The sequence below is a fragment of the Bradyrhizobium sp. BRP56 genome (assembly GCF_020194035.1).
GTDB lineage: Bacteria > Pseudomonadota > Alphaproteobacteria > Rhizobiales > Xanthobacteraceae > Bradyrhizobium > Bradyrhizobium australafricanum.
In genome coordinates this window covers 68,124-82,337 of record NZ_JADYVV010000027.1, presented here as the reverse complement: position 1 = coordinate 82,337, position 14,214 = coordinate 68,124, and the positions used below count along the sequence as shown (strand labels likewise).

The following is a 14,214-nucleotide window of genomic DNA, read 5'->3' as shown; positions in this document are numbered from 1 at the left end:
TTGCCTTAGCGATGCGCGTTGCCGGCGGCGCGCGCTTCGAGGTAGCGCGGATCCGACGTTGAGCTGCAGGCGGCCTGATCGGCCCAGGCTTCGAGATCGCCGATGGCGTAGACAACGCGGCCGCCGAGCTTGCGAAAAGTCGGGCCATTGCCATGGCAGCGATATTTTTCAAGCGTGCGCGGCGAGATGCCGAGGAGGCGCGCGGCCTCGGGGGTGCGCACGTAACGGGTGGCGAGTTGCGCAGGCCTGTCGAGCATGGGAGATCTCCGTCTTGCCTCGAAGTGCCGCGGCCAAGTCGCGGCATGTCCGGGCCAGAGTGGCGGAGAGTTCAGGCGTTGGGGGTGGACGAAAATTGACGTACGTTTGTGTCCCCCCATCGTCGCAACCAGGCGAAGCCAGGCGTACTACCGGGGCGCAACTAACTCATCAGGTCGATGGCTTGAAGGAATCGGGGAGCCGATCAGAGGCCGCGTAGAAGTTTCAGATAGCCGCGCTCGACCAAAGCGATTGAATCGTGAATGAGCCGGTTCGCCTTGCGGCGGGCATGAGAATCCTTCCACTCGACCGAGCGGCGCTGAGCGTGGTCGGAGGCGAGCACCTTCGCTGCCACGTCTCGCGGGCCGCCACCCAGGTCGTGGACGTCGAAGGCGTGCAGGAGCTGAATCAGTCGCCGTTTCTGAAACGACGTCAGCCGCAGCGCCGCCGGGAGAAGACCGGTGCGCTGGCCGCTGAGGCGACGCACGAAGTGTAGCGCCACGTCGGCCCGCAGTTCGCCCATGCCGTCGAGCGGCACAAGCACGGCGGGACGGCGCGCGGCCTGCTCGTCGCGCAAACTGACATGGAGCTCACCCGAGCCGTCGGCGACAACCAGCTCGCGACCGTCAGCATCTGTCCGCCCGACGATCGACAGTCCGAAAGCGTTGCGATCAATCGAATGAACGGTCTCGAAGTCCGGCGGCGCGGGCGTCAGGATCAATGTTCCCGGTGATGCCTCGGGCAGCCAAATGGCTGGTTCGGGCCAAACCGGAGAGGCGGGGTCATGGGCGACACCGCAACCTCCATCGACGTGCGAAACTGGTTCGGATGGTGTTGGGATCGGATTCGCCGCGCGCGATCTGTCGCTCAGTGCGGGCGAAGTCGCGGCGGTAGTCGGCATTGCGACGAAGGAATTCGAGGGCAAAACCCGGGCGCTCAAGACGATTCAGGCGTTCGATGGTCTCCGGCGAGCGCCAGTACTGGGTCGGCATGGTCTGTCTTCTCGTCTTTTTGTTCTGTGCCCCGCACCACGATCCCTAAAGACGCTACAAGAGACCAGACCCGGAGGTTGCATCACGCGAGATCGCAATTTGCGTGATTGGGGCGCAAATCACTGCATCCGCGGTTCCAAAAGGCCCTGATATCCGGCTTCCACCATCCATCGCGCGCGGGCGAGATGGCTATCATGGACATTTTTGGCACGATCTGGTTCGCGCGTGGGGTCGAGGCCGAAGATCACGCTGACCACCTCGCGCCAGTCGGCGCCCTCCTCTTCGGCCATCAACAACCGAACGTAGATAGCAAGATGTTTCTCGTCATAGGCGTTGACGCGATCCGTTATTGGCGGCCGGTCCTGGAATGGCGCGCCGTTCATTGCAATTGCCCCTCAGCATTGATGCAGCGATTAGAATTCATCTAAGCTCCAGAACTTTGCAAGCTGGGAAATCGTCACACTCGAATTGTGCCGTGATGCGCAGATCGCATCGCGGCGCTCCCCGGAAGCGGCACACCAGGGCCTAGCCAGACGATATGAATAGCACAGTGACGCACGAATCGGAACGATCGTTCCTGGAACGATCATTCCGATGTGAGTTCCCTTGTTGCCATGGATCTCAAGGAGGTCATGGCGGTCAATCTGCGTCGGATACGTCATGTGAAGAAAATGACGCAGGAAGAGTTGGCCGATGGCGCTGGACTAAGCGTCCGTTACGTCGGCGCAATTGAACGCGCAGATGTGTCGGCCAGCGTGACCGTGCTTGGCCGAATCGCGGAGGCGCTCGGCGTCGAAGCAACCGATCTCGTCAAGCGAACGACGGTTCATTCCCATCGGGCTCGATGACGCGACAATTTTGTGCCCCACCGCAACACCGGCACGTCGTGAATCAACTCCGCATTGCCTCACGCATAAGTTGATAGTCGGCTTTACGTAAATCTGATCTGTCTCCAAAGCGCATGCCTAGTTCAGAAACGGACGAGCATGCTGGGGAGATGGAGTAGGCCTCATGACTCTGTACGAGCACTTGCCAGCCGACATTCGCGAGACAGTGGATGCTCTGGTCACGGAACTCAGGCCGCAACCTTGGCCAACGCGGTTCTTTGCGCTGATTGGCCTGCTCGGAGAGAAGTTGGAGGCGCGGCGCGAGGCGGAGCCGTGGCATCTGATCCAACAGTGGACCGGCATAGTGACGGCAACGATGGAGCACTTGCTCCCCGACAGTTCGGTTGTCGAATGCCTGGGACTGATGAGCATTAGTTTCAACGACCAGTGGCGCGCTCAGGCGCTTGGCCAGATCGAACGGGATCCCACAGTGCTGGATCGTCTCGTCGCCATTTGTCCGGACTGGGAAGACATCGTCGAGAGCGTGATCGAGGCCAACCAAAGACGTCCAATCAAATCGGCACGCGGCCGCTGATCGGCATCGGTTACGCCCTTGCCGCTTGCGCCGTCACGGCAAACGAGGTGCCTTCGCGCTTCCTCAGCGTGGCGGTGCCCCGCCCGGGCCAGCCGGGCGGGGCATTGCGGATCGGCTCAGTCGCCGTTGCGACGGTTGGGGCGAGACCAGATCAGGCTGAAGCCCTCGCCCTCTTCATCGGCGAAGAGGTTGGCGAAGATCGGGGCGGTGAAGCTCGGATCGTCGAGCTTGAGGCCGAGATAATCGCGGCCTTCGTTGGAGCGCTTGGACCAGGCGGCCCCGATCTCGACCCGGCCGACATAGATCCGGTGGCTGGGGGCGTTGTCGCCCGAGCGGCTGGTTTCGGGGACGATGCGGACGTTCCTCGCCTGGAGCGAGAGAGTGACGATCTCGCCGTTGAACTCGTTGTTGCCGGTCTTCTTGAAGGTGCCGATGGTCGCCATGGTAGTTCTCCTTGATCTCTGTTTTCGAGCCCGCACCTTGCGGCCTCGATGGTGATCGACAGGCCGGAGGCGATCGACGGCGCACCCCGAAGGGGCTGGACAGCAAAGGAGGAACTTTCTTGTCTCGCGCGAGGAATGGCGGCGCAGCCGGCAGGGGAAGAAAGTTGTGACGCCGCTGTTGCGCCAAAGGCGGTCGAGGCTTCAGCCGTCCTTCGGCCAGATCCATCCATCGAAGAGGCCGTTGGTGCGCTCGATCCAAACAGAGCTGACATCAAGGAGAACGTGGCGATTTGGGAGCCCACCGAGAGAGCTGGCCCAACGAATCCAATGCTGCTTAGCCCTCTGTAATCGAGACGGACGGATCTCCGCTTCCGCGATCGCGCGTCGGCAGCACGCCCCATTCACGAGAGCGGCTGGCCGTAGTTGTGATCCGTCACCGTTTGGTCGATGCCGCACAACGACTGCCACGAAACTGCCACTCTGCGATGATCGGTCGTGTCTCGATGCTTGGCCGCTCTGTGTGAAGCTCACAGACTAGAATGCGAGCACGCTGGATGTCTGATCGAGTCAGCCCCTTCCAATGGACGCTGCCGGCTTGCGCCAGGCCTTCCCGCCCCTACAGGGGTTACGACAATTCGCCGCGCGGACCCAGAGGAGGATCTCGCGCAAATGATGACCGCTAAGAGCTCGAGTGAGAAGAGAACCGGATGAGCGACAAAAGCGATCTTGAAAACAGAGCCATCGAAGCGATATGGAACTATCGTGAGGCCTTCGCCGTGGTCGGCCGCCTGGAGCGAAAAGAACGTTCCGCGCATCGAGCGGTGACCAGGATACTGCCTGAATTGGGGCGCGCCTTACGCAGCCAAGACACGCGGTGTCTTAAGAATAGCATTAAGATCGGCTCGGCAGCTGTCTCGCGGCAGAACGAAGCGTGGGCCAACCTAACTGAGGCGACCGCACGTTTGGATTCAGCCCACTCGACTTTGGCCGCCCTCGAGCGCCAACTAGGATATCTTCCAAAGGTCTCAAAACCACGAGATTCAGGCTAGCTCAAAGTATGCCAGGACGTCGAGCTGCGCCTTATCCTAGGCGGAGATTTTCTGCGGCTTGTTTGCCGCTGCGGTTCATCACCAGCTCGTAGCTGACCTTCGCGCCTTCAACAAGCGAGGTATAGCCGGCCTTCTCTACCGCCGAGATGTGCACGAAAACATCGTTGCCACCGTCGTCCGGCGCAATGAACCCATAGCCTTTGGTCGGGTTGAACCACTTAACAGTCCCTAACGCCACGTCATTTGCTCCAAAAAGAAAAAACACCTTCCCATCTAAATCATTGAACGAGCCGATCGCAAGTCTCCGCGCGAAAGCGGCTCGATGGGATCCGTTGTCCCGCCCGTTCGTAGGTCTTGGACAGAAGAAATAGAGTGCCCCACTCGATGAAATGAACGAGCACGCTGAAATCGGCCGGCATTCAAGAACGACGAGGCGAAGGTCACATTTTCTTCGAAAACTCCGTGCTAACTGTCGCCTGCTTGTCGCGGCCGGATGTACGTCGTGGCATCACGGGAGCCCCGGCTTTCATGCCGGGGTTTTTCGTTTCCGGCGCGAGAAGCAGCTTGACCGGATAGGCTCGTCAAATGGCGCAGCCCACTGCGACAATTCGACTTGGATGCGTAAGAATCATCCGGAGCGGCACAGAGCGAAAAGCCGAATAGCAGGCAGATATGGCGCAGAATATCTACGACAATCCCGATTTCTTCGCTGGCTACAGCCAATTGCCCCGGCAGGTGCATGGGCTGGACGGCGCTCCTGAATGGCCGGCGATCCGGGCCATGCTGCCCGATTTGGTCGGGAAACGTGTCGTTGATCTCGGATGTGGCTTCGGCTGGGCCTCGCGCTGGATGCGCGAGCAGGGCGCGGCCTCGGTTCTGGGTCTCGATCTGTCGCAGAACATGATCGAGCGTGCCAGGGCGGACACAGCGGATACGGCCATTGAGTATCGCATCGCCGATCTCGACACACTGGACCTCCCTGAGGCGGCTTTCGACCTCGCCTACAGCGCACTGACCTTTCACTATGTTCAGGACTTTGGCCGTCTCGTACATGTGATCCGCAAAACGCTCGTTCCTGACGGGCATTTCGTCTTTACGATTGAGCATCCGATCTTCATGGCCGCGGCACATCCGCACTGGATTTCCGATGAGGAGGGCCGCAAAACCTGGCCGGTCAATCGATATTCCGTCGAGGGCGAACGTCGGACGGACTGGTTTGCCAAGGGCGTTCTGAAATACCACAGGACACTTGGCACTACCTTGAATACGCTGATCGGCGCAGGCCTTCAAATTCGGCGGATCGAGGAGTTTGCCCCAACACGCGAGCAGATCCAGCAGATGCCGCAATTGGCCGAAGAACTCGCCCCATGATGCTGATTGTATCTGCGTCCACATCGATCGGCGGTAAGCTTCGAAGCCTTCGTGATATCCGGCCGGATTAGGTTCCTGCCGGGCCCGCCCCGGTATTGATATCAGCCCGGCGTCAAGCGCTATCTTGCCGGCCCGTCTGCGGCCATGCCGGTGAAGCGAGCCAAGGCCGTGATGCTGACCGCAACGGCCCCGGCGATCGCGAAGACCGTTTGCCAGGTGGGCGAAGACATCGCCATCTGGGCGATTCCATGCGTCGCGCTGTAACCGGCGACGGTCGCGGGCGCGACATAGAGGATGATGATTAAGAGCCGCAGCCAAGCCCATGTCACGAGGGCGAGCGCGAGTTGGCCGATGCCGAAGGTTACGGCGCCAGCCGCGAACGCAACCGCGATTCCGCCCAGAGCGCCAGCCCCTGTGTGGAAGGCCCGAAGACCAATCGTCACGCCGGCGAAGACGGGCACCGCGAAGACCGCAAGCGTGAAGAGTAGCCAGGCGAAGAAGCCTATGGCGAGGAAAATAAGCAGTGGTCCCAAGGCAATCATGGTGGTGGGCTCCGTGAGATAGGGGTCTGACGGTCGCGCCTTCCACCACCACCACGGCGCAAACGCAGTATAGCAGCAAATGCCAGCGACCGGAATCGTCACAAATCCGGTTGCGGGCGAATGACAAAATGACCATATTGAGCGTCAGGAGCCGATCGCCCGGGCTGCAAGCGACCCAAAAGGCGGCATCTCGATTTCCCAATCGAACACCCGAACGGCAACCATTCTGCCGGCGCGCGGTGGTCATGAAGCGCTTGTGACTGCCACTAAGACGCCGGTGTGAAATGGATTTGCCATGTCTACCATCCAAAAGAAGTGCGCAGACTTTCTGCGTATGACCTTCAACGATCTGGCCGGCGGCAAGCTCGGATCAGGTCACGCCCACGAGATCGTGGCTGCGTATTTCGGCTATGGTACCGCGGCGGCTCTAAGGGCCGAGCCGAAGTATCAGCTTGCGGCTTTGGATAAAGCCGCGATCCTGATGCCTGATCTGCGCTTGATGGATCAGCGCGTGCAGCACCTCAATGGTCTCCCTGCAGGTCTACCCAATGTTGACGAGCTGGCTTCGCTGCTCTCGAGCTTTCTTAACGCAAACGGCTACTTTTCAGGTGAGGTTTGGTACACCCGAGATCTCGAGGAGTATATCGATGTATCCTTCATTCAAGAAGATCCCATGATGATCGAGGACGCTCTCTCGGGTGAGATGGCTATGACGAATGCTTTTTTTGACGAGCTTTACATAGACAAAGTAAGCCTAGACGTCGGAGACGATGTGCTCGTGGCAAATGTCTCAGGTTCTCTCAATGGAGAGAACGATCCGGATAAGCCGTTCCACGGGGATTCGATCGCTTTCACGACGATGATAACATTTGAGCGTGTGGCCGGTCGAACCGGCTATATGCGGCCGGAGCTGGAGACGTCGGGCGCCATTGATGACTCACATTACTATGATCAGGACGCCTGAGGGCAGCTAGGCATTTCATGGCACGATTGGGCTCTCATTTCGTCTGTCGTTCTGCACGACAAGGTACGGCGGCGCTCACGAGCCGCCGTACCTCCAGACCGGGATGCCTAGCTTCTTCGCTTTGTCAGCGAGATTGTCTTGGATGCCGGTGCCAGGAAAGTGCATCACGCCGATGGGTAGCGTCTCCAGCATCGCATCGTTGCGTTTGAACGGCGCGGCCTTGGCGTGCTTTGTCCAGTCGGGCTTGAAGGCGATCTGCGGGACCTTGCGATTGTCGGCCCACTTGGCGGCAATCAGCTCGGCGCCCTTGGGCGATCCGCCGTGCAGCAGCACCATGTCCGGGTGCTTGGCGTGCACCTGGTCGAGCTTAGCCCAAATTAGCCGGTAGTCGTTGAAGTCGAGTCCACCGGTGAGCGCGACTTTCGGTCCGCGTGGCATGAGCACCTGATTTTCGGCGCGCTTCTTCGCGGCCAGGAAATCGCGGCTGTCGATCATCGCTGACGTCAGATTGCGGTGGTTGACCTTCGATCCGTTGCGCGGCCGCCATGCGGAATGGGCGTGGCGTTCGAACTCGTCGGCGGCCTGGTCGCGCATCAGCTCGAAGGCGTTGCGTCGCTCGATCAGCGTTTGCCCTTCTGCCGTCAGACGCTCCAGCTCGACGGATTTGATTTCGCTGCCGTCCTGCTCCCGCTGCGAGCGCTGCTGGGCCAGCTCGTTATCGTCGAGCTCGCGCTCGATCCTGTCGATCGCACGATGGAAGACGTTTACCATCGACCAGAGCAGGTCGTCGAGGTCGGGCTCAAGACGGGTATCGGACAGCGCCACCACCAGGGCATCGAAGATGTCGGCGACGCTGCCGGCGAGGATTCGCGCTTCAGGAAGCCCCCGGGGATCGGGATCATCGTGGAAGGGACGGTAGCCATGGAGCTGGAGTTCCTGGAGGACCTGGTCGGTCGGGGATGAGCTGTGGTGCGGCTCGAAATCGTTGTCGTGGTCGGCGGTCATTGCGGTTTTCCCTCGTCGGATCGACCGCGCCCATCGCGGCCTTCATGGCGACGAAAGCGGCAGGCGGAACGGACTTGCACCCGCAGCGCAGCGGAGGGCCGGAGCCTTGGCGGAGGACCGAAGGGGGCCGACTATTTTGTCTCGCGATGTAAAGGCGGCTCTGCCGCCGACGGAAAATAGTCGGCCCACGAGGTTGCCGGTCCGGGCCGCCTGCCGCCCGATCGCCCTCTCAGAAGGCCGTGGGGCAGTCCTCTGGCGCCGAGGGGAAACACGTTCACCGACCGTGCGGTAACGAAGCGGCCGCGTCGCCCCTCATCCCGTTTCGGCTATGCCGCCAGCTCCATAAAGCGCGCGACGTCCTGCGCCGCGATCTGTACGCGGCTTGCGGCCCGAAGGGCGTCAAATCCGAGCAGGCGAAGATCCTCGTTGAAGTCGCCAAGCTGTGGCGAGATCACGATTGCCTCGATGCCGGCCTCCTGCGCCCGATCCATCAAGGTCGCCATGGCGCCGTCACCGGCAGGATCGTCGTCCCGGGCGATGTAGAGCCGGCGGAGCGTATCCGGAAGAAGGACGGCGGAGAGATGCGCTGCCGAGAGAGCTGCGACCATCGGCATGGTCGGCAGGGCGCAGCGGAGCGACAGCATCGTCTCGATGCCCTCACCGGCCGCCATGACTTCACCAGCGACGCCAAATCGAACAGCGTGACCAAGCAGGTCGCCCATCGCCCGCTTTGGCGTGTCGATTGGCGCCTTGCCCAGCGTCGCCTCGCTGAAACCATGCGGGTCGAGCCAGGTGCGGTGTACGCCAGCCAGCTCGCCGGACAGATCGGTGACGGCGGCGATCATCGCCGGCCAGGTCTCGGTCGGGCTGTGGTCGTCGGGCCGGTAGTAGCAACGTGGGTGAAAGCGCAGGCTTCCGGTTTCGTGCAAAGACGTAATGCCGCGATTGCGGAGATACGCTTCTATGAGTGTGCGTTCGATCGGCTGCGACATGGCAAAGAGCCGACGAGCGGCCTCCGGCGATCCTCGTGCCGCGCTGGAATTGCGGAGCCGCGGCTGATTGGGCTCGGGCTCTGGATGCGGCAAGCTGAGAAACAAGCGCGCCTCGTCGAGGACGTTCTTGAAGTCGACCAGGCGGCAACTCTCGCGAATGACATCGAGCAAATCGCCATGTTCCCCGGTGGCGGCATCGGTCCATTTGCCGGCGGCTCCCTTCGCCGACTGCTTGAGCCGCACGAACATTGAGCGGCCAGGCGTATTGCGGACGTCGCCGACGAGCCAATAGCTACCTTCCCGTCGTCCGGCAGAGAGGTAGTGACGGCACACGGACTCAGCCTGCCGGCCGAGACGCCGTGCGAGATCGTGTGCGTTATCGGCCATCGTCATCCCCAAAAAGAAAAGGTCCGCCGTCGCCAGCGGACCTTGTTGTTGCTCTCGACGGCTTATTCGGCTGCCATAATCTGCTCACCGGCTCGCTGATTGTGGGCGGTCCGCTCTTCTTCGTCTTCCAGTTTGTTTTCGCTAGGCTGCTCTGGAGTTTCCTCGACTATAGATTCGACCGCCGGTTCGTCGCCAATGGCTCGGCCCAGCGTGCGAAGCGGTTCGGGCAGCCAGGCCGTGTCGGTGAGCAAGGTCTGCGCCTCGGCAGCCATGTCACCCTTCTTCAGATGCTCGATCCGATCGGCGGCGCGCTGCCCTTTTGCCTCCACCACGGCCTGGAGGATTCGCGTCTTCGTCACCCGACCGAAGAAGTTGTCTACGGTCGGTTTCCACCCCGCCGCAGCCATGTCGAGATCGACAGCCCGGGCGAGACGGTCGGCGTGAGCGAGCGCACGCGGCCGCCGATTCCAGGGTTCATGCACGGCGTTGACCGACAGGCTGACGACATGGGCAAAGAGCATCGCCTGGCTGTCGCCGTCCCACGCCTGAAGTGCGTCCCAGAGGTCGGCCGATTCCTTCGGCAAAGCCTTCGCCCAGCGCTCGTGCCGAGCGCGGATCGCCTCGGCTAAGGCGCTGTCGTTCAGGCCGAGCGCCTGGGCGCCGAAACTCACGCTCTTCAGATCCAGCTCCAGGCAGCTATCCGAGCCGTAGTGGTAGAAGGTCTTCAATGTCAGAGCATGCAGGGCCGCATGAAAGGCGACCTGCGGCTGCTCACCGAGGGCATGACGCAGGCCGAGTGTCCGATGGGTGGTGAGCTCGGTCATCAGCCGGTCGGAGATGGGCGAAAGGCCCTCGTCCTCCTCCTGCTCGGCGCCGGGCTCGACCGACACGTTGCGCTCGCCGCCTTCGTAGCTCGCGGCCTTGGCCCGTTCGGCCTCACCATCTTCTTCAGCAAGACCGGGCTCCGGCTCCGCCGACGGTTCGTCTTCGGGCCGGACGTAGCCGCGCTCAACACGAAGCTCGCCTTCAGCGCCAATGCTGACGAAGACGCCTGCGCGCACGATCTCGGCCGGGTCGAAAACAACCGGCCGGCTCTCGAGCCCCTCCAAAGCTGTTTCCAGCTCGGACAACCGTTCGTCGACCTCGTCGGGCAGTTCATCGGCGTCCGCGTGTTTCTCAGACAGCTGATCGAACTCTGCTTGCAAGGCGTTGCGGGCCGCTTCCTCCTCGGCAGTGAGGGTGACGATCTCGCCGCGAAGTTGTCGCAGACCGAAAGCGTGGCCGTAAGCGAAATCGGGGGCGACCTCGGTCCACTTCCAACCCTCGGCGGCAATCGTCTCGGATTCCGCCTTCAGCTTGTCGGCCACCATCTGGTCGACGAGCGCGACATCCTGCATCCAGCCGCCATCGTCGCCCTGAAACAGATCTCGCAGCACCGTGCCACCGGCGGCAGTATAGGCGTCAACCCCGATGAACAGCGCCCGCTTGTCGGAAGCGCGGACCGCGCCTTCTGTCAGCATGCGGCGGATGACGTAGGGCTGCTTGTCGTGGGACGCCTTCAGCCGCTCGAACACAACTTCCTGACGCTCGTGGTCGCCAGATACAGCGAAGGCCATGAGCTGGTCGAGCGTCATGCCGTCCTCCGCATAGACGTCGAGCAGCGTCGGCGAAACCGACGCGAGCTTGAGGCGTTGCTTGACGACGTTGACGGAGACGAAGAAGGCGGCAGCGATCTCCTCCTCCGACTGGCCCTTTTCGCGCAGCGCCAGGAATGCCCGGAACTGGTCGAGCGGATGAAGCGGAGCGCGCTGGACGTTCTCGGCGAGCGAGTCTTCCTCAGCGATGCCGCTATCGCGGACGACGCAGGGCACCGGGGCGGTCTTGGCGAGGCGCTTCTGCTTGACGAGCAGCTCCAGCGCGCGGTAGCGCCGGCCGCCAGCCGGGATCTCGAACACGCCGGTCTCGGCGCCGACCTGGTCGACGACGGGCCGGACACTGAGGCCCTGCAGAAGGCCCCGGCGGGCGATGTCCTCTGCTAGCTCCTCGATCGAGACGCCGGCCTTCACGCGCCGGACGTTCGACTGACTCAGCACGAGCCTGTTGAAGGGGATATCGCGCGAGGGCGAAAGGGTGATCTTGCGAACGGTAGTCGCCATGGGATGATACTCCGCGACGGGCGCCGAGAGCCTCTCTCTCGACATCAACTCGTCACGAAGCGCAGCGCCGCCCTCTCACTTTGGAGGGCGGCGTCGCAAAGCCAACGAACAGGAAAGACGGAAAGCCTCGGAACCGGAAAAGCACCGTTCCGTATCTCCGGTTGTCCGGGAATCAGGCCGCGCGGTCGAGCAGCTTCTTCGCCCGTGCCTCCATGTCGAGTCGTGCGTCCTGATGAGTCTTGTCGCGCGCGACGGCTGTGATGCCCTGGACGAAATCAAACACGCTCTCGGGCTTCCGGCCTTCCTCGGACAGAACTGTGTCGATGATCTTCGCCGTCTCGGTCTTGGAGAAGCCGCCCTTGCGCAGAAACTCGCTGCGGTCCTCGTCGGTCCGGGCGACGATCCGCTCCCGCGCCGATTTGATGCCGTTGACGAAGGGCATCGGCGAAGAGTTCGCGAAGCGTGTCAGCGCCGGCGCCGCCTCATGGGCGAAGCGCGTCGCGGCGTATTTCGAATGGCGGATGGTGATCTCCTCGAAATCCTGAACACCCCACAAATTCCGATTCTGACAGACGGCGCGAAGATAGAAGCTCGCTATGCCGAGCGTCTTCGCGCCCACCTCGGAATTCCAGCAGTAGAAGCCGCGGAAGTAGAGGTCCGGCAAGCCGTCGGGCAGCCGGCCGGCCTCGATCGGATTGAGGTCGTCGACCAGAAACAGGAAGACATCGCGATCGGAGGCGTAGAGCGTCGTCGTATCCTGGGTGATGTCGACGCGCGGGTTGTAAACGCCAGTCGACCAATCAAGCACGCCTGGGACCTTCCAGCGCGTGTCACCCGTGCCATTGCCGGCGATGCGCTGAACAGCTGCCACGAGTTCGTGGTCAAATATACGCCCATATTCCGGACCCGTCGCGGCGCGAAGCTCGAGGCGACTGCCCTGCACCTCAAGCGTTTTTATCTGCTCGGCTCGATGAAAGCTGAGGCCGAACTGCAGGTTGATGCCAGCGAGCGGTGCCGGAAGCTGACGGAGGTAAGCCGCCGGCGCTCCGACCAAGCTGGCAAGTTGACCGAAGCTCCAATGAGTCGGCGCGATCGGCGCGTCGCAACCGGGTAGCATCAGCGTCAGGCGCTCGGCATCGTCGCGGTTGGCCTCCACTCGGATCGCGGTGCTCTCGACCGTTCGGGTCCGGCTGCGCTCGCTCCGGCTGCGCACGGCGGAGTAGAGATCCGACAAGGACAGATAGCGTTCGTCCGCCGGCCGCGAGAACCATTCGGATGAAACGCGGCCGATGCGCTCGCCGCGACTCACATCCACCTTGTAGCCGCCGGCGCAGTCGTGGGCAGCGATCAAAACTTCTGCTTGGGTCATGGGACAATCTCCATGACGGGCGCCGGAGGCCTCTCCTCCGATCATCAACCCGTCACGGCGAAGCCGATCCGTCCTCTCACTCTAATGGGGGCGTTGCGGGGTCTCCCCGCAGAAGGGGGTGCGTCGGCGACCGCGGCGCCGACCAGGGGGAAGGCTTTCCCCTCAAAGGCGCACCGCCGGAATTCGCCATATCATCGGAGCAACAGGCTGCGTAACCCGATGGACCAGCTCGGAAAGTTAGTGCGCGCGCAAACAAGGGGAACTGAACATCGGAGCCAACTGGCGGGTGCTTTCGCCATTTTCATACGACAGCTTGACTTGACGTCCCACACACCGGCAGAACGATCCTCCACAGACCACAACGTCAGCGATTGAAACGAAAATGACGTTCGATATCAGGGGCAGCATCAAGAATACGAAGATCAGCTCGAACCTGTATGTCGTTTTTGAGGAACCGATCTCAAATGCGACCGACTCATTCCTTATCCGCAAGCACGAAGACGCCTCTGAAACGGACATGCTGGTTGAAATCGACGTCTAATTTATTCGAGCTGACATGCTCGACGACCGAGAGTCCATGATCGTTTCCTGCAAAGACAACGGATACGGGTTGGGAGACGATCAGCTCAAGGCATTTCTAACCAAAGACACTTCCTACAAGGACGACCTTCCGATCTTCGCGATTGGTCAGTGTACCTGCGGCCGAGAGCCGCAAGTATTTTTGCTACGCTCCGTTACGCTATCTTGCGGCTATCAACGCAGGCTGACGCGTTAACTCGCTCGCGTTTGACGCGAGCTATGCGGGGTCATCGAGAATATCGTTTTCTTCCGTCATTCTGGGTGCCAACATCTCAGTCATCTCGACCGTGACGTTTCGTGCGGCGGAGTGATGGAGAAGACGAATGACGGAGTCCAAATTCCTGACACCGGAGGAAGTGTCTGCACGATACCGTGGCGAGGTCTCCGTGGGTACGCTGCGGAATTGGCGCGCAATGCGAACTGGGCCTGCATACATCAAGATCGGCAAAGCCGTCTTATACCCGGTGGACGAGCTTGACGCATGGGATCGGGGAAATCTGGTGATTTGTAGTGCGTCGAAAGAACTGAACGTGAGCTAGCTTGAGAAAAACAAAATCGCGCTCTAATATGATGACTCAATCCGCTGGCACGCTCGAGACAACGACTCGGTTGCTGTGCTCGGAATGATAGGGAGCTAAAATCGCGAACCGCGCTGCGTTTCCCCTGTTCAGCGGTGCACCGTCAGACC

17 protein-coding genes and 1 pseudogene are annotated in these 14,214 nt (G+C 61.4%); 7 read left to right on the top strand and 11 right to left on the bottom strand.

What is annotated here, in order from left to right; genetic code table 11:
- Positions 1–5 precede the first annotated feature (5 nt).
- From I6F38_RS20170 to I6F38_RS20155, 4 genes are all read right to left on the bottom strand, one after another.
- Positions 6–257: a helix-turn-helix domain-containing protein gene (locus I6F38_RS20170; protein WP_014490270.1), complete on the bottom strand. Its 252-nt coding sequence runs from the start codon at positions 255–257 to the stop codon at positions 6–8.
- 203 nt (positions 258–460) lie between these two features.
- On the bottom strand, positions 461–976 hold the full coding sequence (locus tag I6F38_RS20165) for a DUF2285 domain-containing protein (RefSeq protein WP_014490271.1): 516 nt from the start codon (positions 974–976) through the stop codon (positions 461–463).
- A 61-nt stretch (positions 977–1,037) separates the two neighbouring features.
- Positions 1,038–1,247 carry a DUF6499 domain-containing protein gene (locus tag I6F38_RS20160; RefSeq protein WP_014490272.1) on the bottom strand — a complete coding sequence of 70 codons (210 nt, stop codon included), beginning with the start codon at positions 1,245–1,247 and terminating at the stop codon, positions 1,038–1,040.
- Positions 1,248–1,366: 119 nt separating this feature from the next.
- The gene (locus I6F38_RS20155) at positions 1,367–1,630 is read right to left on the bottom strand and encodes a hypothetical protein (protein WP_011082886.1); all 264 of its coding nucleotides are present in this window, start codon (positions 1,628–1,630) and stop codon (positions 1,367–1,369) included.
- A 231-nt stretch (positions 1,631–1,861) separates the two neighbouring features.
- Here I6F38_RS20155 and I6F38_RS20150 point away from each other — a divergent pair, with 231 nt between their 5' ends.
- Both I6F38_RS20150 and I6F38_RS20145 read left to right on the top strand, forming a co-directional pair.
- Entirely contained in the window at positions 1,862–2,095 is a 234-nt protein-coding gene (locus tag I6F38_RS20150; RefSeq protein ID WP_016841283.1) for a helix-turn-helix transcriptional regulator, read from the top strand.
- 163 nt (positions 2,096–2,258) lie between these two features.
- Entirely contained in the window at positions 2,259–2,669 is a 411-nt protein-coding gene (locus tag I6F38_RS20145; protein WP_011082888.1) for a hypothetical protein, read from the top strand.
- Between the two features lie 116 nt (positions 2,670–2,785).
- Here the strand turns inward: I6F38_RS20145 and I6F38_RS20140 are convergent, their stop codons facing one another.
- Positions 2,786–3,112 carry a DUF736 domain-containing protein gene (locus I6F38_RS20140; protein WP_011084751.1) on the bottom strand — a complete coding sequence of 109 codons (327 nt, stop codon included), beginning with the start codon at positions 3,110–3,112 and terminating at the stop codon, positions 2,786–2,788.
- A gap of 707 nt (positions 3,113–3,819) precedes the next feature.
- On the opposite strand from I6F38_RS20140, the gene I6F38_RS20135 reads away from it, so the two are divergent.
- Complete coding sequence (locus I6F38_RS20135; RefSeq protein ID WP_011082890.1) at positions 3,820–4,161, top strand: hypothetical protein; 342 nt, start codon at positions 3,820–3,822, stop codon at positions 4,159–4,161.
- 31 nt (positions 4,162–4,192) lie between these two features.
- Here the strand turns inward: I6F38_RS20135 and I6F38_RS20130 are convergent, their stop codons facing one another.
- The gene (locus I6F38_RS20130) at positions 4,193–4,426 is read right to left on the bottom strand and encodes a cold-shock protein (RefSeq protein WP_011082891.1); all 234 of its coding nucleotides are present in this window, start codon (positions 4,424–4,426) and stop codon (positions 4,193–4,195) included.
- Positions 4,427–4,833: 407 nt separating this feature from the next.
- Between I6F38_RS20130 and I6F38_RS20125 the strand changes: the two are divergent.
- Positions 4,834–5,603: pseudogene (locus I6F38_RS20125) on the top strand (class I SAM-dependent methyltransferase).
- 48 nt (positions 5,604–5,651) lie between these two features.
- Here I6F38_RS20125 and I6F38_RS20120 read toward each other — a convergent pair.
- The gene (locus I6F38_RS20120; protein WP_014490276.1) at positions 5,652–6,074 is read right to left on the bottom strand and encodes a hypothetical protein; all 423 of its coding nucleotides are present in this window, start codon (positions 6,072–6,074) and stop codon (positions 5,652–5,654) included.
- A gap of 295 nt (positions 6,075–6,369) precedes the next feature.
- Between I6F38_RS20120 and I6F38_RS20115 the strand changes: the two genes are divergently transcribed.
- Positions 6,370–7,038 (top strand): hypothetical protein, encoded by a 669-nt coding sequence (locus I6F38_RS20115; RefSeq protein ID WP_011082894.1) that lies wholly within the window; start codon positions 6,370–6,372, stop codon positions 7,036–7,038.
- 75 nt (positions 7,039–7,113) lie between these two features.
- On the opposite strand, the gene I6F38_RS20110 is transcribed toward I6F38_RS20115, so the two are convergent.
- The 4 genes from I6F38_RS20110 to I6F38_RS20095 form a co-directional block, all read right to left on the bottom strand.
- Positions 7,114–8,043, bottom strand: a complete 930-nt coding sequence (locus tag I6F38_RS20110; protein WP_011082895.1) for a DUF2493 domain-containing protein — start codon at positions 8,041–8,043, stop codon at positions 7,114–7,116.
- A gap of 326 nt (positions 8,044–8,369) precedes the next feature.
- A complete protein-coding gene (locus I6F38_RS20105) occupies positions 8,370–9,428 on the bottom strand; it encodes a toprim domain-containing protein (RefSeq protein ID WP_011082896.1) in 1,059 nt (352 codons plus the stop codon).
- 56 nt (positions 9,429–9,484) lie between these two features.
- Entirely contained in the window at positions 9,485–11,578 is a 2,094-nt protein-coding gene (locus I6F38_RS20100; protein WP_014490278.1) for a ParB/RepB/Spo0J family partition protein, read from the bottom strand.
- Positions 11,579–11,750: 172 nt separating this feature from the next.
- Complete coding sequence (locus I6F38_RS20095; protein ID WP_026192137.1) at positions 11,751–12,947, bottom strand: hypothetical protein; 1,197 nt, start codon at positions 12,945–12,947, stop codon at positions 11,751–11,753.
- A 382-nt stretch (positions 12,948–13,329) separates the two neighbouring features.
- Between I6F38_RS20095 and I6F38_RS20090 the strand changes: the two genes are divergently transcribed.
- Both I6F38_RS20090 and I6F38_RS20085 read left to right on the top strand, forming a co-directional pair.
- Positions 13,330–13,488, top strand: a complete 159-nt coding sequence (locus I6F38_RS20090; protein WP_016839828.1) for a hypothetical protein — start codon at positions 13,330–13,332, stop codon at positions 13,486–13,488.
- 361 nt (positions 13,489–13,849) lie between these two features.
- Complete coding sequence (locus I6F38_RS20085; RefSeq protein WP_011082899.1) at positions 13,850–14,065, top strand: helix-turn-helix domain-containing protein; 216 nt, start codon at positions 13,850–13,852, stop codon at positions 14,063–14,065.
- The last annotated feature ends 149 nt before the right edge of the window (positions 14,066–14,214 follow it).